General features: G+C 52.9%; 18 protein-coding genes. 2 read left to right on the forward strand and 16 right to left on the reverse strand.

Translation table 11 applies throughout. The annotated features are described in order from the left end of the window. Window positions 1-53: 53 nt before the first annotated feature. The 12 genes from GK091_RS13315 to GK091_RS13370 all read right to left on the reverse strand — a co-directional run bounded on the left by GK091_RS13315 (window position 54) and on the right by GK091_RS13370 (window position 17,755). On the reverse strand, window positions 54-1,685 hold the full coding sequence (locus GK091_RS13315; protein ID WP_164038675.1) for a hypothetical protein: 1,632 nt from the start codon (window positions 1,683-1,685) through the stop codon (window positions 54-56). After that, the gene (locus GK091_RS13320) at window positions 1,682-3,922 is read right to left on the reverse strand and encodes a hypothetical protein (RefSeq protein ID WP_164038678.1); all 2,241 of its coding nucleotides are present in this window, start codon (window positions 3,920-3,922) and stop codon (window positions 1,682-1,684) included. The genes GK091_RS13315 and GK091_RS13320 overlap by 4 nt, the downstream gene beginning before the upstream one ends. Continuing rightward, window positions 3,919-5,106 (reverse strand): BatA domain-containing protein, encoded by a 1,188-nt coding sequence (locus GK091_RS13325; protein WP_164038681.1) that lies wholly within the window; start codon window positions 5,104-5,106, stop codon window positions 3,919-3,921. The genes GK091_RS13320 and GK091_RS13325 overlap by 4 nt, the downstream gene beginning before the upstream one ends. 88 nt (window positions 5,107-5,194) lie before the next feature. Next, window positions 5,195-6,061 (reverse strand): DUF58 domain-containing protein, encoded by an 867-nt coding sequence (locus GK091_RS13330; RefSeq protein WP_164038683.1) that lies wholly within the window; start codon window positions 6,059-6,061, stop codon window positions 5,195-5,197. 158 nt (window positions 6,062-6,219) lie between these two features. After that, window positions 6,220-7,203, reverse strand: a complete 984-nt coding sequence (locus tag GK091_RS13335) for an AAA family ATPase (RefSeq protein WP_164038688.1) — start codon at window positions 7,201-7,203, stop codon at window positions 6,220-6,222. Between the two features lie 109 nt (window positions 7,204-7,312). Beyond that, window positions 7,313-7,930: a DUF4159 domain-containing protein gene (locus GK091_RS13340; protein WP_164038691.1), complete on the reverse strand. Its 618-nt coding sequence runs from the start codon at window positions 7,928-7,930 to the stop codon at window positions 7,313-7,315. 382 nt (window positions 7,931-8,312) lie between these two features. Then, complete coding sequence (locus GK091_RS13345) at window positions 8,313-9,650, reverse strand: TldD/PmbA family protein (protein WP_164038693.1); 1,338 nt, start codon at window positions 9,648-9,650, stop codon at window positions 8,313-8,315. Window positions 9,651-9,658: 8 nt separating this feature from the next. Then, entirely contained in the window at window positions 9,659-11,299 is a 1,641-nt protein-coding gene (locus GK091_RS13350) for a TldD/PmbA family protein (RefSeq protein WP_164038696.1), read from the reverse strand. A gap of 93 nt (window positions 11,300-11,392) precedes the next feature. Further along, entirely contained in the window at window positions 11,393-12,742 is a 1,350-nt protein-coding gene (locus GK091_RS13355) for a TldD/PmbA family protein (protein WP_164038700.1), read from the reverse strand. Window positions 12,743-12,852: 110 nt separating this feature from the next. Next, window positions 12,853-14,496 carry a TldD/PmbA family protein gene (locus GK091_RS13360; protein WP_164038704.1) on the reverse strand — a complete coding sequence of 548 codons (1,644 nt, stop codon included), beginning with the start codon at window positions 14,494-14,496 and terminating at the stop codon, window positions 12,853-12,855. Window positions 14,497-14,591: 95 nt separating this feature from the next. Then, window positions 14,592-15,965 (reverse strand): TldD/PmbA family protein, encoded by a 1,374-nt coding sequence (locus GK091_RS13365; protein WP_164038708.1) that lies wholly within the window; start codon window positions 15,963-15,965, stop codon window positions 14,592-14,594. A gap of 131 nt (window positions 15,966-16,096) precedes the next feature. Further along, entirely contained in the window at window positions 16,097-17,755 is a 1,659-nt protein-coding gene (locus GK091_RS13370) for a TldD/PmbA family protein (RefSeq protein WP_164038711.1), read from the reverse strand. A gap of 457 nt (window positions 17,756-18,212) precedes the next feature. Here GK091_RS13370 and GK091_RS13375 point away from each other — a divergent pair, with 457 nt between their 5' ends. Beyond that, on the forward strand, window positions 18,213-21,023 hold the full coding sequence (locus GK091_RS13375; RefSeq protein WP_164038715.1) for a M14 family metallopeptidase: 2,811 nt from the start codon (window positions 18,213-18,215) through the stop codon (window positions 21,021-21,023). Window positions 21,024-21,118: 95 nt separating this feature from the next. Here the strand turns inward: GK091_RS13375 and GK091_RS13380 are convergent, their stop codons facing one another. The 4 genes from GK091_RS13380 to GK091_RS13395 all read right to left on the reverse strand — a co-directional run bounded on the left by GK091_RS13380 (window position 21,119) and on the right by GK091_RS13395 (window position 23,984). Continuing rightward, entirely contained in the window at window positions 21,119-21,316 is a 198-nt protein-coding gene (locus tag GK091_RS13380; protein ID WP_164038720.1) for a hypothetical protein, read from the reverse strand. A 371-nt stretch (window positions 21,317-21,687) separates the two neighbouring features. Further along, window positions 21,688-22,074, reverse strand: coding sequence for a DUF983 domain-containing protein (locus GK091_RS13385; RefSeq protein ID WP_164038723.1), 387 nt, complete (start codon window positions 22,072-22,074; stop codon window positions 21,688-21,690). A 129-nt stretch (window positions 22,075-22,203) separates the two neighbouring features. Further along, entirely contained in the window at window positions 22,204-23,073 is an 870-nt protein-coding gene (locus GK091_RS13390; RefSeq protein WP_164038727.1) for a helix-turn-helix domain-containing protein, read from the reverse strand. Between the two features lie 359 nt (window positions 23,074-23,432). Further along, entirely contained in the window at window positions 23,433-23,984 is a 552-nt protein-coding gene (locus GK091_RS13395; protein ID WP_164038731.1) for an RNA polymerase sigma factor, read from the reverse strand. 797 nt (window positions 23,985-24,781) lie between these two features. Here GK091_RS13395 and GK091_RS13400 point away from each other — a divergent pair. Further along, window positions 24,782-25,753, forward strand: coding sequence for a TIGR03885 family FMN-dependent LLM class oxidoreductase (locus GK091_RS13400; protein WP_164038734.1), 972 nt, complete (start codon window positions 24,782-24,784; stop codon window positions 25,751-25,753). The last annotated feature ends 35 nt before the right edge of the window (window positions 25,754-25,788 follow it).

The following is a 25,788-nucleotide window of genomic DNA, read 5'->3' on the forward strand; positions in this document are numbered from 1 at the left end:
TGATTCGGGCTTCCATTGATTTCACAGGAACTTCCCACCGTATAAACGCTAAACTACGAGCCAAGTTTAGGCTCGACCCACAGGCTGGTCAGGCAGGCAACGAAAAGCAGTAACCACGCCCAGTTCGGAAGGCGGTTTTCCGTCTGCCAGGCTGCGATGATCCGCCCGGTTTGGTCCGTAGCGTGGGCTTCGGTATAGGCACGAACCAACTGGCTTTTGGCAATAGTCGGGAAGCTGTTTCCGTCAACGTAGGTCGCCAGTGAGTCCAGAATCGGAAACCAACCGGTTCGACTTTCCACAAACCGCCCTTCCGCCGATAACGCATTGATGGGCGAGTACGTCAACGCCACGGTGTCGTTACTCAAGCGAGCCGTTGGGGGTCGTTTCGGTAGATTATTGACCCGAATTTCCGCACGAACGCCCGCAAAGACCGGTGCGTCGATTTCGGCACTGTTTATGGACGAAGGCTGAAGGCGGGCCAGAATAGCACTCCACACCCGGTTATAGGCCAGGCTGTCGCCACTGAGTTTCAGGGGAAACGTTTCATTCAACAGGCTCACGCCAATTTTACCCGTAGTCTGCTGTATGGCAACCGGATAGCCCGGAATATCGGTCTGAATCGGCACGGGCGACAACGCGTACGGCAGCGCATTCAACCCATCGACAACCGGCAGCAGAGGCTCGTTCGACACCTTACGAACCTGCAATCGACTACCGAGCGCCTGGTTGATCAGTCGACAGTCGGCTTCAGGATTAGTCAGGTTGATGAATAGAACGGCCTTTCCGTCGGCAACCGCCCGCTTGACTACTGCATTGGCCGCATTGCTCGGATCGGTGATGATCACATCGGGTTTCGCCGAAGCCCGGTTGATCGTTAGTCGATTGCTCACATCCTTGGAAAGGGTGGCCGTAATCTGAACCGAGTTTCCGTTTTTACCCAACCAGTCCGCCAGCGTTTTACTTTCAAAATCAGGCGTCCCCAGGATGAATTGATACGCCAGTGGTTTCATGGGCCGGACAAAAAACCGAATGGTGTCCAGTGTCGTCTGGTTCAAAACCAGCTCAGTTTCGGTACGGCCCAGTGTGAACGCCGGAAACTGGAGCGTAAACGGCGATAGTCCTTCCGGCACGTCGACACTATCGAGCGTCTGCCGGGCGTACATCAGCTTGATGCGCTGCTTCTTGGCCGACTGGATGGTGCCACTCACCTGCTGCATCTCTCCTTTCTGGACAATACCCTTCCAATGGATCGCCTGCACCTGGTCGGGGGTATGATAAGGCACCCAGCGCACCGCCTGCCGACTCAGCCGACTCAGCAGTTCAGGCGAAAAATCCTGTCCAACGAGCGTCACCGAATCGAACCGGTCGCCATTGAATGTCCGGGGGGTAATGACTTCGCGCAGGTTCAGGCTATCGCTGATCTTCTGCCGAAACGTATCCGGAACCTCATTACCTGCCAGCAACGCATGGGTCGAGTTGGTCGATCGGGTCCAGGTCGGTTGCAGCACGTAGCCCAGCAGTATCAAACTCAGCAGCACGTTCAGGACCAGCCGAACTGTTTTGCGTTGTGCCGTCAGCGATTCGTTACGCACGGTGAGCCACACCTGTACAATAACAAGGATGGCTACGAGTGCCAGAATGAGCCAGTTAAGTGGGTCTGATCGGTCGAAATGGAATGAAATCATTGCAAATGGTGCCAGAATGACCGTTCAAGTTTTCGTTCACTGGTGTAGGACCGGCTGGTTTGCCGTGTCGTTCCGGCCAGCGCGTACAGTTTGGTCTTCAGTTGTTTTTTATCTGCGTCGGTAAGCGGTTTACCCCCCGCCAGTTTCTGCAAGCCCGTCAACACGGACCAGTTTGTCAGACCGCTGTTTACGACACCGTCGGCCAGCGCATTTCCCAGTTGCTGCACCGTCTGCCGCTGCGCCGGACTAAGTTTTTCCAGCGACAAAAAGCCCAGTACTTCGCCCACCAGCAGGTCAAGCCGGGTTTGATCATACGTTCGGTGCTGCGTAGCACTGGCGTTCACGTTTTTCAGTTCACCCGTCAGGCGGGTTTCCAGCTCTTTGATCGGGGGTGGGTCGAAGCCGGTTTTCTTGACGAACGAACGCGCTTTTTGCTGCGATAACTTCAGGTATTCCAGTGCTTTTTTCTCGAACGGCAACGCTTTTTCGGGTTCGTAGAGTCGCAGGTGTAGCTCCGACTGCCACATCTGCTCCAGTGCCATTTTCAACAGGCTGCGGGTCGATTGCTCGTGGAACGTGTTCGTTTCGGCATCGTCGTGGTTGTGAACGTACTGCTCCATCAGCGCGGCCAGCGGATCTTTCCCATCGTCGGCATGACCGCCCCCGCCGTGGTTGTGTCCGTCATCGGCACTGTGCGCTTCCGGCTGGGGCGCTGCGGTGTGTTCACCCTCACCCTCATCGTGTTTGTGCATATACGCCTGGATGGCGGCCATACCAGACACCACCGCGCCGTCGCTGTTGGTCGGTAAGGGCGGAGGGCCACCGCCACCGATGGATTTCTCAAACTCCTCACCCAAAAACTGGCCGTAACGCAGTCGCAGGGCTTTCTGGTCGAACCCGATTTCGTTGGAGGTGCTCTTGAACGTATGGCTATTGCCCTGCGTTTTGCGTTTGGCAATCAGCCGTTCCGTGTCGATGATGATCTGCCGCTGGCTCCGGAAGTACTCGGGCATAATGTTCACGGCCATTGTTGCCAGTTGCCCTTCTTCTACGTTCGTCGTGTCTTTGTAAACCAGGAAATAGGTATCCGATTTGGTGTAATTAGGCTCCGGCTGCCGATTGTCGAAAGCGGCCCAGTAGTAGTACAGTTCATCGCCGGGCGTGAAATTCAGGGCTTTCAGATCGATCTGCTTAGTCAGCCTAGCTTCCTTGAAATTAGTCCTTTCCAGCGGCATCTTCACCTCCCGGAACTTGACATTCTCACCCGATCCACGCGCCAAAGTGGCCACGATGAACGCCTGCGACACGGTAAAATCATCGGAGATCGTCGCCGACAGACCAATCGTTTTCGGGTCTTTCAGGTAATGGTATCGGTAGAGTTCCTTTGACTCGGGAACGATTTTCGGGGCCAGATCGGGTTGGGCTTCAAGCCGGTAAAAATCGGATTGATAGACCAGCGAATCGTTCCCCTTCAGGCCCGACCAGTAGGCTTTAATGGCGTACAAGCCCGAACTGATCAGGCGATCCTCGTACGTAAATCCGTTGCCCGACGGTTTGAACCGAACCTCAACACCCCGATTACTCACCAGCCGAACCGACAGATTCCGCGTATCGCTGAAGACTAGCTGCCACGTCAGCCTAGAGCCATTGACGGCCGACGCGTTCAAATCGGAGGACGACCGGACTGGCAGTCGGGTGTAGGCAGGTGGCTGAATGCGCAACTGAGCCGACCGAAACGAGGGCGCAACTGGCTTTTCTACCGATGCCACCGCAGCCGTTTCCCTACGCTGTTCGGGGGGCACTGCTGCCGGACGTTGTAGCAGTGGATAGCCGACATGAATACCCACCGCCACCAACAGCACGAAGCCGTATAGACCCAGCTGCGAAAAAATAACCGTGGGTATCCGGGCTTCCCGAATGCGGTCGTAGAGCCGCTCCAACTGGAGTTGTTCGGCCACGTTAAGCGGCTCTTTATCCAGCAACGGCAGACTATATTCGGCATCGCCAACCGTCTGGTGAATCAGTCTAATAGCCTGCGGTTTCTTGTTCTGGTAGAGCTTCGCCAGATAGATGCCTACGCCCAATCCCACCAAACCAGCCAGTGAAGCCAGCGGGATCGACCGGGTAAACGTAATGGTGATAATATAGGCCGAAGCAGCCAGCACCAGACTGCGCAACAGGCCATTGGCGTACAGCTGGGTGCTGACCGATGCGAGGACTTTTTTGGGATCTGTCATGCGTTCTTGGTTAATGCGATCCAGCGTTCGGCGATGAGCAGGACGACAAATAGCAATAGAATTGCGTTATGGACCACGGTTTGCGGTTTGTGGTCGGACCGGCTCGACACGACGAACAATGCGTTTAGCTCCTGCTGACTAAGCGGTAATGAACTGGCCTGCAAGCCATAATGCTGAATCAACTGCTCCCCCAGCCATTCGGGCAATTGTCCGTTTGCCACCCGCTCATCCGTTTGTGGCGTAAACGAGTAGGGATAATACAGCACGTTAGGCACTACCGGATAACCCGATTTACCCGAAACGATGTATAGCGTTTGACCAGCGGGCTTAGCCGGTTCCTGATCGGTCAGCACCCAGTCATAGGTAGTCGATGCGATCTTGTTATGGTCGATCACCAGATCCAGATCATACACGTCGGACAGGGCTTTCAGCGCGGCTTCGACCGTCTGCTGTTCGCGTTTAGTTCGGTAATCGAGCAGTACGGTCAATCGCCCGCTATGCGCGGCTGCCGACTGAAAAACAATGGCCGGATCGGGGCCTTCCCCGCTCGTCAGTCGCCCCGCCTGATTGATGAACAACCGTTTGTTGCCTTTCGTCGCCAGGTAGGCACGCGGTTTCCGGGTTGAATCAGCGAGGGCATGTACATGATACTGAGATGGCACGTAAATCGACGGCACCGTAGCCAGTGCTTCGTTATTCAGCACGTACAGGTGTAGCTCAGTATTTTCCTGACGCAGCTTGTCGATGGCCGATTGAAGCAGCAAGGGGGTGAACGTCTGTTTGTCGGGCAGTTCACCGGGCTTCTCGACGGATGCGGCCATTTCGTTGATCCAGTACAGCTTCTCCCCTCGTTTGGCGGCCTCTTCCAGTTCAAACCGAAAATTGGTAGTCACCAGTGCGCTGGGCTGAATGAGATGAATAGCCTGATGATCGGCTTTGGTTTTCAGCGTCAGCACGGGCTGGCTCAACAAAAACGCCAGTACAACCAACAACAGACACCGCAGAACCAACAGAAGCAGGTTGTCGAGTTTGAGACCGCGCTGCTGTTGCTGGTCCTTCTCCACCAGCCATTGCGTAGCAGCCCACGCCAATGGTTTCCCTTTTTTCTGATGCCAGAAATGGATGATAATCGGAATCATTACCGCCAGCGCACCCCACAGTAAATACGGTTCTACGAAAGTCATTTATCAGTTCGATGATGAGTATAGGACGTTGGATCTGCATTCGGGAGGTTAGCCATAAAGGCCAACGCTCCCTATTCAGCATCCATTATCATAATCGTTTGCCGGTTAGAAATCCAGTCAACACCTGGCCGATCGGGTCGCTTAACCGAACACGAATGAGCCGAACGTGCGGAATCCGCAGGGCGTCATCGAGTTTCGCCAGGTAATCGACAGCCGCCTGCCGAACGGTGTCCCGAACCGCATCCGCCTGAAGCTCGATCTCGCGGCCTGTTTCCAAATCCTGAAATCGGTAGAAGCCACTCAGGTTAAAGTCAAGTTCCTGATCACCCAGGATCTGAAAAATCACAATCTCCCGACGCGGTCCGGCCACGCTCCGGATCAGGTGGAGCCACTCATCGCCCACCTGCAAAAAGTCCGATACTATAATCAGCAGCTCGGCCTGTTTACGGCTAAACTCCGGAAACGAGGGTTGGTTGATTGTCCACGCGCCCGACGCTTCAGCGGCTTCCATCGTTCCTACGATTTTCAGAAAGGCCTGCTTGCCCGCCGGGACCAGGGGTTGCACGACGCCGTTTTGCAGGCCGTATAAACTCAACTGGTCATTTTGCCGGTAGCCCAGATACGCCAGCGACGCCAGCAGAATTTTAGCGTAATTCAACCGGCTGACACCCGCTTCGGCGTAGTTCATCGACCCCGACAGATCCAGCAGTAGCCGGACTTGTTGGTTACTCTCCGTGGCCGATTCTCGAACCAGGTACTGCGCACTCCGGGCAAACAGTTTCCAGTCGATGCGCTTGGGATCGTCGCCGGGTTCGTAATGCCGATACTGTTCGAATTCCGTTCCGACACCCGACCGTCGACTCGTCTGAATACCCAGCATCAGCTCATCACTGACAAGTTTGCTGGCCAGTTGGAGGTTATTTAATCGGATTAGATCAGCGGTTAATGTAGCCATTGGTCATGAACAGAGAGGAACCGCACTTGCGGCTCGTTGAGCGTACAGCACGGGGAAGAAACCAGCCGTGCCCCTCTCGATGGTTGTCGGATTATGCCCATACAGGTCGTACGAAGAACACGCAAACGGATCTGCGGTACTCTCGACGAGGCTGTAGTCTATTTTACGCTTTTGAGAAGTTCGGTAATCACCTTATCCGTCGTAATTCCTTCCGAGTCGGCACGAAAATTCAGCGCAATTCGATGGCGAAACACGGGATAGGCCAAGGTCTGAATATCGTCAGGGATGACCGAGAACCGCTCATTCAGCACCGCGCGGGCTTTGGCACACAACACCAGCGCCTGACCGGCACGTGGCCCGGCACCCCATTCGCACCACTGCTTCACGAAAGCCGATGGCGTATCCTGGGGGCGCGTGGCCCGAACAAGCCGGTTGATGTATTCGATCAGTTCGTCGCTGATGTGGACTTGCCGGGTCAGGCTTTGCAGATTCAGGATGTCTTCGTCGGAGAGTACCGTTTTCAGCACGGGGCGGTTTGTTCCCGTCGTACTTTTCAGGACGATAAGCTCTTCCTGTTCCGTTGGGTAACTTAGCTTGATGTAGAGCAGAAACCGGTCGAGCTGGGCTTCGGGCAACGGATACGTACCCGCCTGTTCGATGGGGTTCTGGGTAGCGATGATCAGGAATGGGCGCGGCAGCGGGTAGTCATTACCGCCGTAGGTCACCTTGTATTCCTGCATCGCTTCGAGCATAGCCGCCTGCGTTTTGGGCGGAGTCCGGTTGATCTCATCGGCCAGTACGACGTTGGCAAACAGGGGTCCTTTGTTGAACTGGAAGAATTTCTTACCCGTTTCGTGGTCTTCTTCCAGAATCTCCGTACCGACAATATCGCCGGGCATCAGATCGGGCGTGAACTGAATCCGCTTGAAGCGCATAGCCAAGGCATCCGACATCGTCTTGACCATCAATGTTTTGGCAAGACCCGGCACGCCTTCCAACAAGCAGTGACCACCCGCCAGAAGCGCAATCAGCACTTCATTGATAACGTCCTGTTGTCCGATGATCACTTTGCCAATCTCGTTTCGTAGCTGGGGCAGTTGCGCTACCAGCGTTTTGTATTTGGTTAGGTCTGTTGATTCCAAAATTGTATGGTTCAGGTTGTAGAGCGGGGTGTATTATGTACGATACGGGTTGTATTACGTACGGATTACGGGGTTGGGCTGTACATCATATACTATAGGCCCATATCACTCATGCTGTCAGCGCGTAGGTTATGATGTTTATGCCAAACTTCGTATTATCTTCGGCCAGAAAACGCTTGTTTCGAAAGTCGTAATCCCACTCGCAGCCGTAATCCTTGTTACTGTATAACACGGCGATTCGACCGTTGATGGTGATGGCTTTGAGGTAATCATGCACGAGGTCATCGCCCCAGCCGTTCAGCTCGAATGAGGTGGTCGGCGGCCCTTCTTCAAATTTGAAAAAGCAGGTGTAGAGCGGATGATTGTTCGGGATCTTCTGGAGTGCTTTCGGTCCAAACGTACGAGCCATTTCCTGCTCGAAGGATCGGGCAAAGAGCGCATCAATGTCGTGGTTGCAATCATCGACGAACACAAAGCCCCCGTTCTGAACGTACCGCTTGAAATGTTCCCGCTCCTGCGCCGAAAACTCGACCAGCTTATGCCCACTCAGGTAACAGAATGGACTTTTGAACAGATCAGGTGTGCTCAGTTGCACCACTTTTTCCTTCTGATCAACCGGAATAGTCGTGTACTCTACCAATGAATGCAGTAGGTTGGACGGCATTCGCTGGTCAGTATCCCAGTCGCCGGAGGTATATTGAAGTCGGGTGAAAATAAACGGTTTCAAACGTGGTTTGTTGAGAGAAGTCTTTGAGTTGGGTCCTGCCGTCAAACGTGGGCAAGGAACACTACCGTATTTTTACGCTGTCGATTCGCATCAGCCTGCTAATTAATTTGGCCTTGGTAGACTCTGACAAGGCGACAAGGCCGCTTTCGAGTCTATTCAGCAACGTTTATCGACTGATGAAGTTACGAAAATTTCGTTGGAGTCGGGTTTGCCACCTCAACTCCAACGAAAAAGCAAACTATTTCCGGTTCACGTCCAACAAAGTTGCGAACCTAGCGGCATGAACACCGGTCAGGCACTTGAACATCCTTATTTTTACCCGAAAACTTTCCAGAAAGTCGGTACGGGAAGCGGACGATAAGCATCCGGAAGAATCAAAACTCTATACCGCGTCCGACAAACTCGTGAACGTAAATTCGCGAATTTTCATGGGAGGCACTAAGTAATTCTGATCGGTTTCCGTACTTACGACGCGCTCGGGTTTACCCAGCGATTCCAGGTTGTTAAGCATGATGATCGGGCTTTCATTGAACCGAAAATTCTTGACCGGGTGCTTGATTTTACCGTTTTCGATGTAGAACGTGCCGTCGCGGGTGAGGCCCGTCAGGAGGATGGTTTGCGGGTCTACTTCGCGGATGTACCAGAGTTTCGTAACCAGAATCCCGCGCTGGGTTGACTTGATCATTTCCTCCAGCGACGCGTTGCCACCCAGCATGATTACGTTGTTAGGCCCTGGAATGGCTTTTTTGCCGGTCTTCTGCGCCCAGTAGCGGGAATACGACAGATTTTTGACCACGCCTTTTTCGATCCACATCGTTTTCTCCTGCGGACGGCCGTCCCCCGACCAGGGCGATGCGGGCAATTCAGCGTTCGTCGGATCGGAATAGATCGTTACGCGTTCGTCGACAATTTTATCGCCTAATCGCGATTTGCCCCCCACTTTGCTGAAGTACGACCGGCCTTCATCGGCACTGCGGGCGTCCAAATTGAAATAGATATTCTCCAGCAGGACGGCCGCGGCTGTGGGTTCCAGAATAACGGTGTATTTACCCGGCTCAATCGCCCGCGCTTCGGCCGAGCCCTGTGCTTTCTGGATGGCAATGCGCGTAGCCGCAGCGGTGTCTAATTTCGTAAAGTCCGTGTAACCACGAGCGACATAGCCGGACCCTTTCCCATCGTCGGTGCGGACGGTAAGTGAGAAGTTGACATTCGTGCTGGGGTAATACGCGAACAACCCTTTGGAGTTCATCATCGCGGTATAGCCATGAGAATCCTGCAAAAAGCCAGCCGCTGTCAGTTTCTGATCACGCGACAGTTGCAGACTTTTGGCAACGGCATCGGCCCGCGTATCGGGGGTGATGTTGGCCGTTGCGTCCGTAAATCCAGTCGCTTTCAGGTATTGCTGAGGACCCAGCACACCCACGTGTTCCGGATTTTCGGGGGCAAGCCGAGCCAGCTCCTCGGCCCGACGAACCACTTTTTCGAGCGACGCATCGTCGAATTCGTCGATGGTAGCCGTACCTACTTTTTTACCAAACGCAGACTGAACCTGTAAATTCTGGTTTGTCGTGGAGCCGCTGGTTGATACCTCATTACGAGCGTACCGTAAATTGCCGCGTTCTTCGCCGAGAATATTGACTTCGCATTCGTCCGCCTTTGAGTAGCTCAGAACTTTGGTAAGCAGTGCCTTGGCTTCTGCTTCGGTGAGTATGATTGCCATAGCTGGGATTAGATTTTACGGGCGGTATTGATCACGTTGACGCCATTGAACCGGGTAGTTGAGCTCCCGTGCGATACGGCGCTCGATTGGGGCGGCTGCCCTTTCCCGTCGAAAAACGATCCGCCCAGCCGGTAATCGCTCTCGTCGCAAACGGCTACGCACGAATTCCAGAACTCCTGCGTGTTCGACTGGTACGCCACATCTTTCAACATACCCGCAATCTGCCCATCTTTGATTTCGTAGAAGAGCTGGCCACCAAACTGAAAATTGTACCGCTGCTGATCGATCGAGAACGAGCCATCGCCAATGATGTAGATACCTTTTTTCACGTCCTTGATCATGTTCGCGACCGACAAGGGCGTTTTACCAGCCGCCAGTGAGACGTTGGCCATCCGCTGAAACTGTACTGAACCCCAGCTATCGGCGTAGCAGCAACCCTGCGATTCGTTCTCGCCGATGATGTGTACCTGATCCCGAATGGCCTGATAGTTCACCAGCGTTCCGTCTTTCACCAGATCCCACTGCTTGGTTTTCACCCCTTCGTCGTCCCAGCCAACCGCGCCCAGTGAACCCACCTGCGTTTTATCGGCAAAGAGGTTGACCTGTTTGCTGCCGTAGTTGAAATTTTTGCTCTGCCATTTATCCAGCGTGGCAAAGCTCGTGCCGGCAAAGTTAGCTTCGTAGCCCAGCACGCGGTCGAGTTCGAGGGGGTGGCCCACCGATTCGTGAATCGTCAGCCACAGGTGCGACGGATCGAGAACCAGGTCATACTTGCCCGCTTCAACCGACTTGGCGGTATGCTTCGCCCGTGCCTGTTTGGCGGCTGCCGTTGCGTCTTCGAGCATGTCGTATCCTTTGTTGTAGCGGGTTGTCACGCCCGTTACCTTGTCGGCAGGATTGGCCTGTAGATATTCGTAACCCATACCGACCGGTGCACTCAGGGCGTTCCGCGTTTCGAATTTTCCGGTTTTAGGATCAATCGCCGTGACGTTGAAAATCGGCCATATCCGGTGAATATCCTGGTCGGCGTAGGTGCCGTCGGTCGAAGCAAAATACTTCTGCTCATTGACCATGAACAGCACCGAGTTGACGTAGTTCGCGCCGTTTTTCAGCGCGGCACCGTTTACGGACAATAATAAGTCAACCTTTTCTTTAATAGGTACTTCGAAGGCATTTTTCTGAATAGGTGCCTTCCAGCTTACTTCGCCATACCCTTTCTGCGGAGCCAGTTGAACCGGCTGCTTCATCAATTTGGCATTCGCTTTGGCAATGGCAACGGCTTTTTCGGCGGCTTTGGCCGTATCGGCTTCGCTTTTGGCATCCACAACGGCGGAAAATCCCCAGCACCCATCGGCAATGACCCGCACACCCACACCATACGATTCGGTATTGACGATGTTCTGTACTTTGTCTTCGCGGGTGATCACGTACTGATTCAGGTAACGGCCGATCCGAACATCGGTATAAGTAGCTCCTTTACTTTTAGCGGCATTGAGGGCAGCGTCGGCCAGGCGTTTTTTGGTGGCCACATCGACGCCCGGTTCGAGCAAGGCTTCAGCACTAACGGTACGGGAAAAAGCCGGAAGGTTTGGTAACATGATCCCGGCAGTTCCCAGGCCCAGTAGCTGGTTAAAGTTTCGGCGGTTCAAGGTAGAATTAATTTTAGGTTGGTAGTTGATAGTCCTGCTTACGGCAGGATCGCTGCCCGTTCAGCAGACAGCGATTCTGCTATAAACTGCTTGCTATACGGCGTCCGACAGGCTTGTGAAGGTAAAGTCACGAATCTTCATCGGTGGAATCAGGTTGCCCCCCGCCCGAACCGGTTTGCCCAACGCTTCGACGTTATTGAGCATGATGACCGGGCTTTCGTTGAAGCGAAAATTCTTTACGGGGAACTTGATCTGGCCGTTTTCGATATAGAACGTTCCGTCGCGGGTCAGGCCCGTATACAACTGGGTTTGCGGATCAACGGCGCGGATGTACCAGAAGCGCGTGACCAGAATCCCTTTATCGGTACTCTTGATCATGTCGGCCAACGATTGCGTACCACCCTGCAAAATGAAACCAGCTGGTGCCGGAACGGGTGCAACGCCTTTCTTTTGGGCCCAGAAGCGCGAAAAAAACATATTCTTGACGACGCCATTCTCGATCCAGGTCATTTTTTCCTGGGGAACGCCTTCGCCACCGCCACCACCGAAACGGCCACCCCCGCCACCGCCAAACGCCGGTAGCGGAAGGTCTGCATTCAGGGGATCGGTAATGATGGTCACGCGCTCATCGAACAGTTTTTCGCCCAACCGCGTGCCACCCCCTTTTTTACTCAGGAAGCTACGGCCTTCGTCGGCACTCCGACCATCCATGCTGCGCATCATGTTCTGCAATAACTCAACCGACGCCGTGGGTTCCAGAATCACGGTGTACTTACCCGGTTCCAGCGCGCGGGCACTCGCCGAGGCCAGCGCTTTCTGCATGGCGATTTCGGTGGTTGCTTTCGTGTTGAGCTTGCTCACGTCATTGACATCCGGATTGGCATAGCCCGAACCCAGTCCATCGGCCGTACGAACGGTAATGGAAAAATCGACGCTGGTTGCCCGGTTATAGCCGAATAAGCCTTTGCTGTTGCCGATAGCAACGAAGCCGGTCGTATCTTCCATATAACCAGCCGCCGTCAGGTTTTTCTTCCGGCAGGGGTCGATGCTGTCGAAAGCGGCCTGCGCCCGGAAGTTGGGGTCTATTTTGGCCGTACTCTCCGCGTAGGTGTTCGTGTCCAGGTATTTCTGCGGCCCCAGCATGGTCATGTACTCCGGGTTTTCGGGCGCTAACCGGGCAATTTCTTCAGCCCGGCGAACCGTTTTTTCCAGCGACGCATCGTCCAGTTCATTGATCGTTGCCGTACCGGACCGTTTGCCGTATACCGCCGTGACCGCTACCGACAGGTTATTGGTTTCGCCACTGGTCGAAACGGAATTCCGGGCATACCGAATATTTCCCGTTCTGCCGCCATTGACGCTGACACTGGTTTCATCGGCTTTGGAATAGCCCAACACCTTATCAATTATCGTTTTGGCTTCGTCTTTTGTTAGAATGGCCATTCGTTTAGTTTGGTAATTAAGTGGTGATTCATTCATCAGATGCGCGGGATCAACGGGGTGATCGCCACCGCATCGTTCAGGCGTGCGTTTCTGAGTAGCCAGCCCCGCCGTTACCCAATTTTACGAGCAGTGTTGATCACATTGACACCGTTGAAGCGGGCCGTTGCGCTGCCGTGCGAAACTGCGCTCGACTGCGATGGCTGTCCTTTTCCGTCGTTGAACGCACCACCCAGCCGGTAATCGCTCTCGTCGCAGACAGCCGCACAGGAGTTCCAGAACTCTTTCGTATTGGCCTGATACGATACGTCTTTGAGCATACCGACAATCTCACCATTCTTGATCTCGTAGAACAATTGCCCGCCGAACTGGAAGTTGTACCGTTGCTGGTCGATCGAGAACGAGCCGTCACCGATGATGTACACGCCTTTCTTGACATCTTTGATCATGTTTGCAACCGACAACGGTGTTTTGCCCGCTTCCAGCGAGACGTTAGCCATCCGCTGAAACTGTACCGAACTCCAGTTGTCGGCGTAGCAGCATCCCTGCGATTCCTTTTCGCCCAGAATGTGCACCTGATCCCGAATGGCCTGGTAGTTCACCAGAATACCATCTTTCACGAGATCCCATTTCTTGGTTTTCACGCCTTCATCATCCCAGCCAACCGCGCCCAGTGAACCCACCTGCGTTTTGTCGGCAACCAGATTCACTTCTTTACTGCCGTAGTTGAATGACTTGGTTTTCCACTTGTCGAGGGTCACAAACGACGTACCCGCGTAGTTAGCTTCGTAGCCCAGCACGCGGTCGAGTTCAAGCGGGTGACCCACCGATTCGTGAATCGTCAGCCACAGGTGCGAGGGATCAAGGACCAGGTCATATTTGCCCGCTTCAACCGACTTGGCCGATAGTTTTTCTTTCGCCTGTTTAGCGGCAGCGGTAATATCTTCCAGCATGTCGTAGCCCTTGTTGTAGCGGGTCGTGATGCCGGAGAGTTTATCGCTTGGGTTGACTTGCAGGTATTCGTACCCCATCCCCATCGGCGCACTCAGCGAATTGCGGGTGGCAAACCGACCGTTCTGCGGATCAACGGCGGTCACGGTAAAGCTCGGCCCGATCCGGTGAATATCCTGGTCGGCATAGGTGCCATCGGTCGAGGCAAAATACTTCTGCTCGTTGACCTGGAACAGTACGTTGTTCACGAAGTTAGCGCCGTTCTGCATGGCCGCAGCGTTGCATGACAGCAGCAGATCGACTTTCTCCTTGATGGGTACTTCGAAGGCATTCTTCTTGATGGGCGCTTTCCAGCTTACTTCGCCGAAGCCCTTCTGCGGGGCTAGCTGTACGGGTTCCGTCAGGAGACGGGCGTTCGCTTTGGCAATGGCAACGGCGGTTTCGGCGGCTTTGGCAACCACGGATTCATCGCGGGCATCGCCGACCGACGCAAACCCCCAGCAACCGTTGGCGATCACCCGAACGCCCACCCCGAACGATTCGGAATTGATGATTCCCTGCACTTTGTTTTCGCGCGTGAGGACGAACTGATTCAGGTAACGGCCAATGCGTACGTCGGCATAGGTTGCCCCTTTCGCTTTGGCGGCATTCAGCGCGGCATCGGCCAGCCGTTTTTTTACGGCCACATCCAGGCCAGGTTCCAGCAGCGCTTCGGGTGCGATCGTGCGCGAAAAGGCGGGCAGGGCGGGCATCATAATGCCAGCGGCTCCCATACCTAACAGTTGATTAAAATCTCGACGATTCATTGAAAATTGTTTTAAACACAGAGGTTGTAAAGAGGGCACAAAGAACACAAAGCATTTCTCCTTGAAGAGCTAGATATTCTCCGAGTTTACGAAAACTAGACGGCGTCCGACAGGCTCGTAAAGGTGAAGTCCCGGATTTTTAACGGCGGCACCAGATTCCCACCCATGCGAACGGGTTTGCCCAACGCTTCAATGTTGTTAAGCATGATGATCGGGCTTTCATTAAAACGAAAATTCTTGACGGGGAATTTTATCTGACCGTTTTCTATATAGAACGTTCCGTCGCGGGTCAGGCCTGTATATAACAGCGTTTGCGGATCGACGGGGCGGATGTACCAGAAACGCGTGACCAGGATCCCTTTCTCCGTACTCTTGATCATGTCGGCCAGCGATTGCGTACCACCTTCCATGATGAAGTTGGCCGGAGGTGGAATGGCCTTCACGCCTTTTTTCTCGGCCCAGTAGCGCGAGTACGACAAGTTTTTGACCACTCCTTTCTCGATCCAGGTCACTTTCTCCTGCGGACGACCGTCGCTACCGCCGTTGAACCGGCCCTGTCCGCCACCGCCCCCTCCGCCACCAAACGGTGATGCTGGTACTTCGGGGTTGGTTGGATCGGAGTAAATGGTGACGCGCTCGTCGAACAGCTTTTCGCCCAGGCGCGTACCTCCGCCTTTTTTGCTCAGAAAACTACGACCCTCTTCGGCACTCCGAGCATCCAGCGAACCCATCATGGCCGCCAGAAGCGACGCATCCACATTAGCTAACAGCGCGGCTGGTTCCAGAATGACCGTATACTTACCCGGTTCCAGCGCACGGGCCGTAGTCGACGCCAGTGCTTTCTGAATCGCGATTTCGGTCGCGTCTTTGGTATTTAACTTCGACACGTCGGTTACGTCACGGGTGGCATAGCCGGAGCCGAGTCCATCGGCGGTGCGCACCGTAACCGAAAATTCGACCGATGTTTCCCGGTTGTAGGCTGACAGACCTTTAGTATTACCAATGGCCGTAAACCGGGTCGAGTCCTCCATGTAACCGGCCGCCGACAGGTTCTTTTTCCGGCAGGGATCGATACTATCGAAGGTGGCCTGCGCCCGGAAGTCCGGATTCATTTTGGCGGTGCTTTCCGCGTACGGTTCCACGGCCAGATACGTTTGCGGCCCCAGCATGGGTACATATTCCGGATTTTCGGGAGCCAGCCGGGCTACTTCCTCGGCCCGCCGAACCGTTTTTTCCAGCGACGCATCGTCAAACTCGTTGACCGTCGCGGTACCGGTGCGTTTCCCGAACACAGCGGTTACCGCCAGCGACAGGTTCGTGCTTTCGCCACTGGTCGAGACCGCACTACGAGCGTACCGGATGTTTCCCAGCCGTCCGCCCGACAGGTTGGCGCTCATCTCGTCGGCTTTCGAGTACGAGAGCACTTTATCGATGATCTTTTTTGCTTCGTCTTTGGTTAAGATCGCCATGTTTTAGTGATTGATTGTCATCAGACCTGGTGCAGCGCGAGTGGTCATCAGTAAAGCGGGTGGAAACCCGCGATTCGTAGCCAGCCAGCGCGGGTTTCCACCCGCCTTACACCAAGTCTATTGAATGGCTGTTATATTTTCCGTCCGGTATTGATCACGTTGACGCCGTTGAAGCGGGTCGTTGCGCTGCCGTGGGAAACGGCGCTGACCTGCGACGGCTGTCCTTTTCCGTCGAAGAATGAACCGAACATGCGGTAGTCATCTTTGTCGCAAAGCTGAGCGCACGAATTCCAGAACTCCTGCGTGTTCGACTGGTACGCCACATCGTCGAGCATCCCAACGATTTCGCCGTTCTTGATCTCGTAGAAGAGCTGGCCACCGAACTGGAAATTATACCGCTGCTGATCGATTGAATACGAACCCCGGCCAATAATGTAAATGCCTTTCTCGACGCCCTTGATCATGTCGAAGACGGACCGTTTTTCGTCACCGTGTTTCAGCGATACGTTCGGCATCCGCTGGAACTGCACCGAATTCCAGTTGTCGGCGTAGCAGCAGCCGTTCGATTCTTTTTCGCCTAGAATAGCCGCTTGGTCGCGAATAGCCTGGTAGTTTACCAGAATACCATCTTTGATCAGATTCCACTCTTTGCAGGGGACACCCTCGTCGTCGTAGCCGACAGCACCCAGCGAACCGACCTGCTTTTTATCGGCAACGATGTTGACCAGCTTACTACCGTAATTGAACGTCTTGGTTTTCCACTTGTCGAGCGTGGCAAAGCTCGTTCCGGCGTAGTTGGCTTCGTAACCCAGCACGCGGTCGAGTTCAAGCGGGTGACCCACCGATTCGTGGATCGTCAGGCCCAGGTGGTTTGGATCAAGGACCAGATCGTATTTACCCGGCTGAACCGTTTTGGCCGTCAGTTTTTCCTTGGCCTGTTTAGCCGCCAGAATCGCATCTTCCACCATGTCGTAGGAGTTCCGGTAGCCGACCAGTCCATTGGGCGCGGCAATTTTTTCGGACGCCAGCCCGTCGAGGTATTCGTAGCCCATGCCCATCGGTGAGCTGAGCGCATCGCGGGTTTTAAATTCGCCCGCAGCCTTGTTCAGCGCCGTAACGGTAAACGTTGGCCAGATGCGGTGTACGTCCTGATCGATGTAAGAGCCATCGGTCGAGGCAAAGTACTTCTGTTCATTGACCAGGAAGAGATTTGATGTAACGAAGGCCGCTCCATTTTTCATGGCCTCGCCATTCACCTTCATGAGCAGGTCGATTTTCTCCTTTACCGGGACTTCGAACCCATTTTTCTTGATCGGCGTTTTCCAGCTCACTTCGCCAACCCCCTTTTGCGGGGCCAGCACGACCGGTTCGGCCTGGATCTTGGCGTTTGCTTTGGCAATGGCAACGGCGGTTTCGGCGCAGCGGGCAATGGCATCAGGCGTAACGTCGCTGGTGGCAGCAAAACCCCAGGTGCCATTGGCAATAACGCGGACACCCACTCCGAACGATTCAGCACTGACAATGTTCTGAACCTTCATCTCACGGGTAAACGTGTACTGTTGCAGATACCGCCCGATCCGAACATCGGTGTAGGTGGCTCCTTTGCTTTTGGCCGCATTCAGTGCAATATCCGCAAAGCGTTTTTTTGTCGCCACATCCACGCCGGGCTCAAGCAGGTACTCGGGCGGCACTGAATTACCAAAAACCGGAACCCCGGACCCCGGAATGCCAGCGGTTAGTAAGGCTCCCATTCCCACACCAGACAGGTGAATGAAATCTCTTCTCTTCATGTGATGATGAATATAAATAATTTGCTTTTTGCCCGCCTAAATCAGTCATATTGATTTGGGCAACGCGAAGATGGCCAAAATTGGTTAGCAGGACAATTAATTACCAAACAATTATGATGAACGGCGGAGTTCTTGCCAAATATTCAACTGCCATACTTGCCTATATCCCCCTATACTAGTTGGGTTTATGGATTTAATCAAACTCGTTACTTAATTAGGTCACAAATTGATTTAGCCGTTTTTGTGCCGGTATTTTTTTTGGCAAATCAATGCGCACCCGGTAGCGTATTCTGCCACTTTCTTCTTTAAGTTTATAGGCGATACTGGCCTGATTTGCACTTATTGGACTTTAACGAGAAGTAATACGAGGAAATAATGCCCAAGAATTCCACGTCCGTTCTCCCCGTCAAATACGGCTATCGCCATTCGTAATCCTCTTAAACTTGTTCACGTTGTTATGGCCCAATTTTTCCGATTCGCCACCGTCCTGCTGCTGCTCATGCAGACAACCGGCTGGTCGCAGACACTTCCATCACCTAAAGAGCACTTTGGCTTCAGCATCGGCGACGATTATCAGCTGGCCACGTTTACCCAGACCGAAGCTTATTTTAAGAAACTGGCCGCGTCCGACCGCACCAAACTGGTCGATATCGGGCTAACCGAAGAAGGGCGTCATCAATTTATGATGATCGTTTCCTCGCCGGAAAACATCAAGAAGCTCGACCGCTACAAGGAAATATCCCAGAAGATGGCCCGCGCCGAAGGACTGACGGAAGAGCAGGCCCGCGCGATGTCAGCCGAAGGTAAAGCCATCGTCTGGATCGATGGTGGGCTGCACGCGACCGAAACCGTTGGTACGCACCAGCTCATCGAAACAGCCTGGCAACTGGTGAGCCGTAAAGACCCCGAAACGATGCGGATTCTGGACAATGTGGTGATCCTGCTAACCCATGCCAACCCCGATGGGCAGGAAATCGTGAGTAATTGGTACATGCGCGAGCCGAAGCCCGAAAAACGGTCGCTCGACAATTTGCCCCGGCTGTATCAGAAATACGTAGGCCACGACAACAACCGCGATTTCTTCATCATGAACATGAAGGAATCACAGAACATCGGTCGTCAGCTGTTCGTCGAGTGGATTCCGCAGATCATGTACAACCACCACCAGCGCGGTCCGGCGGGTTCGGTGCTGGCTGGTCCACCCTACCGCGATCCGTTCAACTACGTGTTCGATCCGCTGATGATCACAGGTATCGATGCGCTCGGTGCTGCGATGATCAACCGGCTCAATGCCGAGAACAAACCCGGCTTCACGCGGTTGGGCGGGTCCGTATTTTCGACCTGGTATAACGGGGGACTCCGTACGACGACGCACTTCCATAACATGATCGGTTTGCTCACCGAAATCATTGGCAATCCAACGCCCGAAACCGTTCCGCTCGTGCCACAGCGTCTGATCCCGAACGGGAATACACCGTTCCCGGTAACCCCGCAAACGTGGCATTTCAAGCAGTCGATCGATTACTCGATTTCGCTCAACTACGCGACCCTCGACTATGCAGCCCGACACCGCGACGAAATCCTGTACAACATCTACCGGATGGGGAAGAACTCCATTGAGCGGGGCAGCAGTGATTACTGGACCTTTTCGCCCAAACGGATCGAAGCCATCAATCAGGCGTATCAGGCCGATCTGAAAAAAGCGAAACCCGATTCGGCTGGTCGTTCCGCAAGTGGCGAATCGGCCAGCGGCAACACGCGCGGGGGTGGCATTCCGGTCAAATATTACGACGCTGTGTTGAAAGATCCACAGTTGCGCGACCCACGCGGGTTCATCATCCCGTCGACCCAGACCGACATGGCGACAGCGGTTAAATTCGTCAATGCGCTGATCAAAACGGGGATTCTCGTTCAGGAAGCAACGGCCGATTTCACGGTAGCCGGTAAGAAGTATCCCGCCGGTTCATACGTCGTCAAGACCGATCAGGCGTTCCGGCCGCACCTCATCGACATGTTCGAACCACAAGATCACCCGAATGACTTTCCGTATCCGGGTGGCCCGCCGATCCGGCCTTATGATGCCGCTGGCTGGACGCTGGCCTACCAGATGAACGTTCAATTCGACCGCATTCAGGACGCGTTTGAGGGCCCGTTTAAAAAACTGCCGTATGGTGAACTCCAGCATCCGAAGGGACACATGGACGCGTCGGCGGCTGGTGGTTACGTGCTGAACGCCAAAGCGAACAATGCGTTTATCGCCGTCAATGATCTGCTCAAATCAGGCGTTGAGGTTTTCCGGTTACCGTCGGGTGTATCGGGTAAAAACGCGGTGGAGGCAGGCTCGTTCTTTATTCCGGCATCGGCCAAAGCCAAATCCGCACTGGACAAATCGGCCAACGCGCTCGGACTTACGGTGCTAGGTGTAGCCAAACGGCCAGCGGGTGCGTTGGTCAAAGTTGCGCCGATGCGCATTGCGTTATGGGATACCTACGGCGGATCGATGCCATCGGGCTGGGTTCGCTGGCTGATGGAACAGTATCATTTCCCGATGAGCGTTATCTACGCGCAGGATATTGACGCGGGCGATCTCAAGAAAAAATACGATGTCATTGTGTTTGTGACGCGGGCTATTCCGGGCATAGGAAACGCGGGTGGTGGCAACCGGGGCGAAGGCGAAGGGTTTGGCCGGGAGCCTAAAGCTGAAGAGCTCCCCGCAGAATATCGCCCCTGGGTCGGCAAAATCACCGCCGACAAGTCGATTCCGCAGCTGAAAAAATTCCTCGAAGCGGGTGGTAATGTCGTCACCATCGGCAGCAGTACCAATCTGGCCTATCACCTGGGGTTACCCGTTAAAAATGCCCTGGTCGAAATGACCAATACGGGTCAGGAGCGGCCGCTACCCGCCGAGAAATACTACATTCCCGGCAGTATTCTGCGCGTGAGTCTGGACTCGACCCAACAGGCCACCTGGGGTATGCCCACGCAGACGGATGTTTATTTCGACGCCAGTCCCGTCTTTAGGCTGGCTCCCGATGCGGTTGCCAAAGGCATTGTCAAACCGCTGGCCTGGTTCTCAACCAGCAAGCCACTGCGCAGCGGCTGGGCGTGGGGACAGTCGTATCTGCAGGATGGCGTTGCCGCCTTCATGGCTCCCGTGGGCTCGGGCAAGTTATACGCATTCGGCCCCGAAATTACGTTCCGCGCTCAGGCGCAGGGTACTTTCAAGTTACTGTTCAACCAGCTCTATTCGACCTCCGTCGCGCAGTAACGCTTGGTAATGCCTACAGTCTACAGCCAAAAGGCGGATCACTCGATCCGCCTTTTGGCTGTAGACTGTAGTCGTTCTTACCTGAACGGTTTGATTTATTTCTGCCCCTGAAAAAGAGAATATTTGATCATGCCAATCACCAATATGGTACCCATTGCGCCATAAACCAGAGCAATGGCAATGTATTCGATTCGGTCGCGCATCGTTGACTCCTTCTCAGCAGCACGTTGACCGTAATTGACCATTAATAGCAATTGGCATAGTATACCAACACCAATTAGATAATTTACCATATTCAACTTTAAATAAACAAATAAAAACTAAATCATCATACTAATAGACAAAGTGCCAATAAATTTTAGTTGAATAGATGCAAAAGCGACTAAAAGGTATAACAGTACGTATATGATGCAAGTGCGTCCTACAGAAACGACTACTATTTTTCCGGCGATGCACTAATCCGGTCAATCGCTAATTTTGTCACTAAATTAGCTTTCTTTTACTACAAACAAGTAGTGAGACCCTCAATAAAAGACCTTTCGCTTTGTAAGCTAAGGGCTTTTGCAAAGAGTCTCACTACTTGTTATGTGGAAGGACTATTATGCGTTGTGAACGGCAACCAGGTCACCAGCCACCGATTCGGTACTAGTCCGTATCTTCCTGTTTACTCCTGTGATACTTGTTTGTGAACCGGCCTTGGTGCCACGAACAGCGTAAGCCAGGTTCGGCGCGCTACCCGAAAAAAGTAAGGGGTAAGTATAATTATCGACGGAATCAATCCCAGCAAATAGTAATCAAGATCGACGTTGAGCCAACTGACTACGATAAAGAACGTAAGTAGTGTCCAGATGGTAAACAGCGCATAACTGACAAACATAGAGGCCCAATAGAAACCGGGTTCGGGTGAGAAGTTTTCCCCGCAATGCGGGCAGCGATCATGCATCTGATCAAAATGACGACTGAATGCACTTTTGGTTACGAAAAAATCGCCCTGATGACAACGGGGGCATTTGTTGAACAATATACTGTATAATCGACTGTCGGCTAGCATGGTTATGGACCGGTTAGTACGTGGTGTCTCGGCTCACCGGGCGAGTATGAAGCTCACTCGTTGGCTAGCACAAAGGTAAGCACTGACCTTTCCGGATAGAAAGACAGACCAAGCTAACTATGGTACAAATCAACGATGAGCCGTTAGGGTCTGGCGGAAATCGAGCGGGGTTCTGTTCGTATGCTTTTTGAAGAATCGAACGAAATAAGACGGATCGTCGAAGCCCAGCGCGAAGCCAATCTCTTTGACCGATTGCGCGGTGTGGGTAAGCAATCGCTGTGCTTCGACAACCTGACGTTCGTGTACTAACTGGCTGGCCGTTTTGCCCAGGACTTTCTTGCAAATGTGATTGAGGTAGTTCGGTGTCAGGTTCATCTGATCGGCATAGGCGCTCACTTCCCGAACGGTCAAGAACTGATTCTCGATCAGCTCTTCGTACTGGCGAATGTGATCGTACAATTGCGTGTCGGTTCCTGGCCGCTGCTGGTTGTAGAGCCGATTTGCCGTTTCCAGCAGGATATGCAAATAGGACAAAAAGACATCGGCCCGGTTAGGCTGCGGATGCTCATATTCATCATACGCATTCGTAAACAACTCGTCGAACAAGTGCCGCCGGTCGGCTGCCTTCAATACCGGAAGATGCTGATGGGAGTGATAAAAAGGGTACTGATGCAGCCGATTACCAAAGCGGCTACGCATAAAATTTGCGTCGAAGAAAAGATTATAGCCTCGAATATCTGCTGATAGTTCCCAATTATGAACCTGTCCGGGAGTAAGAAAATAAAGCTGGTACGGCATTACGTCGTACGTTTTAAAATCGATGGTGTGCGTACCGGTCCCGTTTGTGATCCACATCACCAGATAAAATGTATGGGAATGCGAGTCACCAATTCGTTTAAACTCCTCCACAAGCCTTTCCAACCGTGTCATGTGGAACAGCGTATTGGGCTCATGCCGGGGAAAGGACGTTAGTTGATAGACAGGTACGGAAGTAGCCATAGACACGAAAGATACATAGGGAGAACGGATGGGTATCCGTTCAGTCAGCGCGTCAGCTACCCGTTTTGTACAACCAGGCAATCACCTGGCCGGTGGGTAGTAACGCACCCGGATGAACGGCGGAAACAAGACCTGAATGCAGCGCTGTCCAGCCTTTACGGGTCACGTCAGCAAAGAAACGTATACTTGCTGAGAAACGAAGCAAGGGCAGGGTTTTCTGCTTAATCCCAGCTTGTATACCCCCGCCCATCAAGGTATACCGGAGTCAGTCCTGTCTACGCATGAGTAGTCAAAAAAAAACAGTACCACCCTGGGCTCACCAGTATAGTACTGTTTTCGGGTGTTGACACGCCCATCAATCAGCCTTCCTGACGATTGTACAGCTTGTTCAGTTTATCGCGGGAACGTTTCAACCGCATCTTCACGGCGCACTCCTTAATATTGTAGAGTACCGAAATTTCTTTGATCGATAAGCCCTGCTCGTGCTTGAGACGCAGCAAGGTAACTTCCTGTGCCGGCAACCGATTCACCATACTTTCGAGCGCCTGAAGCCGGAGCTCATCCGAAGCCGAGGGATCCTGCTCCGCTAATTCAGTAGCGACATCATCGGTTAGTGATTCCAGGTTTACCCGTTTGCCGTGTCGGATCTGGTCCAGGCAGTAATTGTGCGAAATCGAATAAAGCCAGGTTGAAAAGGTCGACCGGTTCTGGAACGTATCAAATTTGTCGTAAGCTTTCAGAAAAATATCCTGCGTGAAGTCCTGGGCGGCTTCACTATCTTTAGTCATGGATAAGCATTTCTGGTACACTTTACCCACATATTGTTTATAAAGTGCTTCAAAATTATCAGTTGTTGACTTTATAGGCTGGTTTGTATAGGTTATGTTATCCGAAAGAATCTTGCGTTTCATAAGGGAGAAGAGCGTAATGAGCGTAGTAGGTTAACAATGAGTATAGTAACAAAGATAAATTTTATGTACTGAATAAAAATACCGGCAACAACAGCCAAAATTTTATGATTTCTGCATTTCATATACTCTATAGTAACGCTTCATATGTAGAAATCACGTTTTACATATTTTCCTACTTTTTTACTTACGTTTTTCCAATATCGTATACATAAGTACTTGGTTTACGCAGGGCCTATACAATCTAAATCTACTAAACGGTAGCTGGCTGAAGGTTAGCATCTCTTAAGACGTAACTAATGACAAATTGATAATACAAACACATCATAATAAGAAAATGATTACTTATTATTTAATTTAAGTCTACCCTTTTCGCCGGATGTCCTTGAGCACCAGGGCTATCTGCTTTCGATTCGTATTGTCAACTAGGTGTAGCGGTGTTGTTTTGTGTTACCCCCAAATCGCGTATAGCTATCCAGTTGGAACCCGTCTTCCAGCCAAACTCCGTTTACTATACCGTCGAAGCTACGACTGGTCAACTTGTCCCAACGTGAGCGAATCAACGCCGTTGGATGCAGAGACGATTGAGCAGCCGGTAATTTGATAATCTATTGTCATCCTGACACCGGATCGGCAAATCTCACGTGAGTATATATACGAAGCCCGCCCTGAGGGAATATACGTAAGCCTTTTCTTATTGTAGGGAATGATTGTACTTATCTTCTTTTGCTAGAAAAACTGACTGAGCAGTCAAACATTTACAGCGATCATTTCTTTATAGATTAAACTAACATTAAAGAATGATTAAAATTGGCTACCACGCTTCTCACGAACAGTTTAAACCCAGTGAGTTACTATCCTACGTTCAACAGGCTGAGCAAGCTGGCTTCACCGGCGGAACCTGCTCCGATCATTTTCACCCCTGGAGTGAGAAACAGGGAGAGAGTGGTTTCGCCTGGAGTTGGCTGGGGGCGGCTTTGCAGGCGACATCGCTCAGCTTCGGCGTTGTTAATGCGCCGGGTCAGCGTTATCATCCGGCCATCATCGCTCAGGCAGCCGCTACGCTGGCCGAGATGTTTCCGGAGCGTTTCTGGATCGCGGTGGGAACGGGACAAACCCTCAACGAACACATTACAGGCGGGCAGTGGCCAGCCAAAGCGGATCGAAATGCCCGTCTGAAGGAGTGCGTCGCGATTATTCGGGCGCTATGGGACGGCGAAACCGTAACGCACCGGGGCCTGGTGACGGTTGACGAAGCTAAGCTGTATACCCGACCAACCATCAAACCGCTCATCGTTGGCGCGGCTGTAACCAGCAAAACCGCCGAATGGGTCGGTGGCTGGGCTGATGCCCTGATAACGACCTCACGTCCGCTGGATGAATTACGCGAGGTGGTCGATGCCTTCCGCCGGGGTGGCGGCTCGGGGAAACCGATGTTCCTTAAGGTCCAGCTCTCCTACGACCCAGATAAGGAAAAAGCCAAAAGTGGCGCTTTCGAGCAATGGCGGGGGAATGTTTATCCGAACAGCGTCATGACCGAGTTACGGATGCCTAGCCAGTTCGACGATGCCGGCGAAATCGTTGACGCAGCCACAGTCACCAAGCTGATCAACATATCATCAGACCTTAACCAACATGCGGACTGGCTGTCGGGGTATCTCTCGTTAGGCTTTTCGCAGCTTTCGCTCCATAATGTCAATCGGCAGCAGCAGCGGTTCATTGATGACTTCGGAGCGCATGTACTGCCCCAACTCCAACAAGCTGCCTCGTAGCCTTATCCAACAATTGTCCATAACCAGCCATCGAC

The organism is Spirosoma agri (assembly GCF_010747415.1).
GTDB classification, from domain to species: Bacteria; Bacteroidota; Bacteroidia; order Cytophagales; family Spirosomataceae; genus Spirosoma; species Spirosoma agri.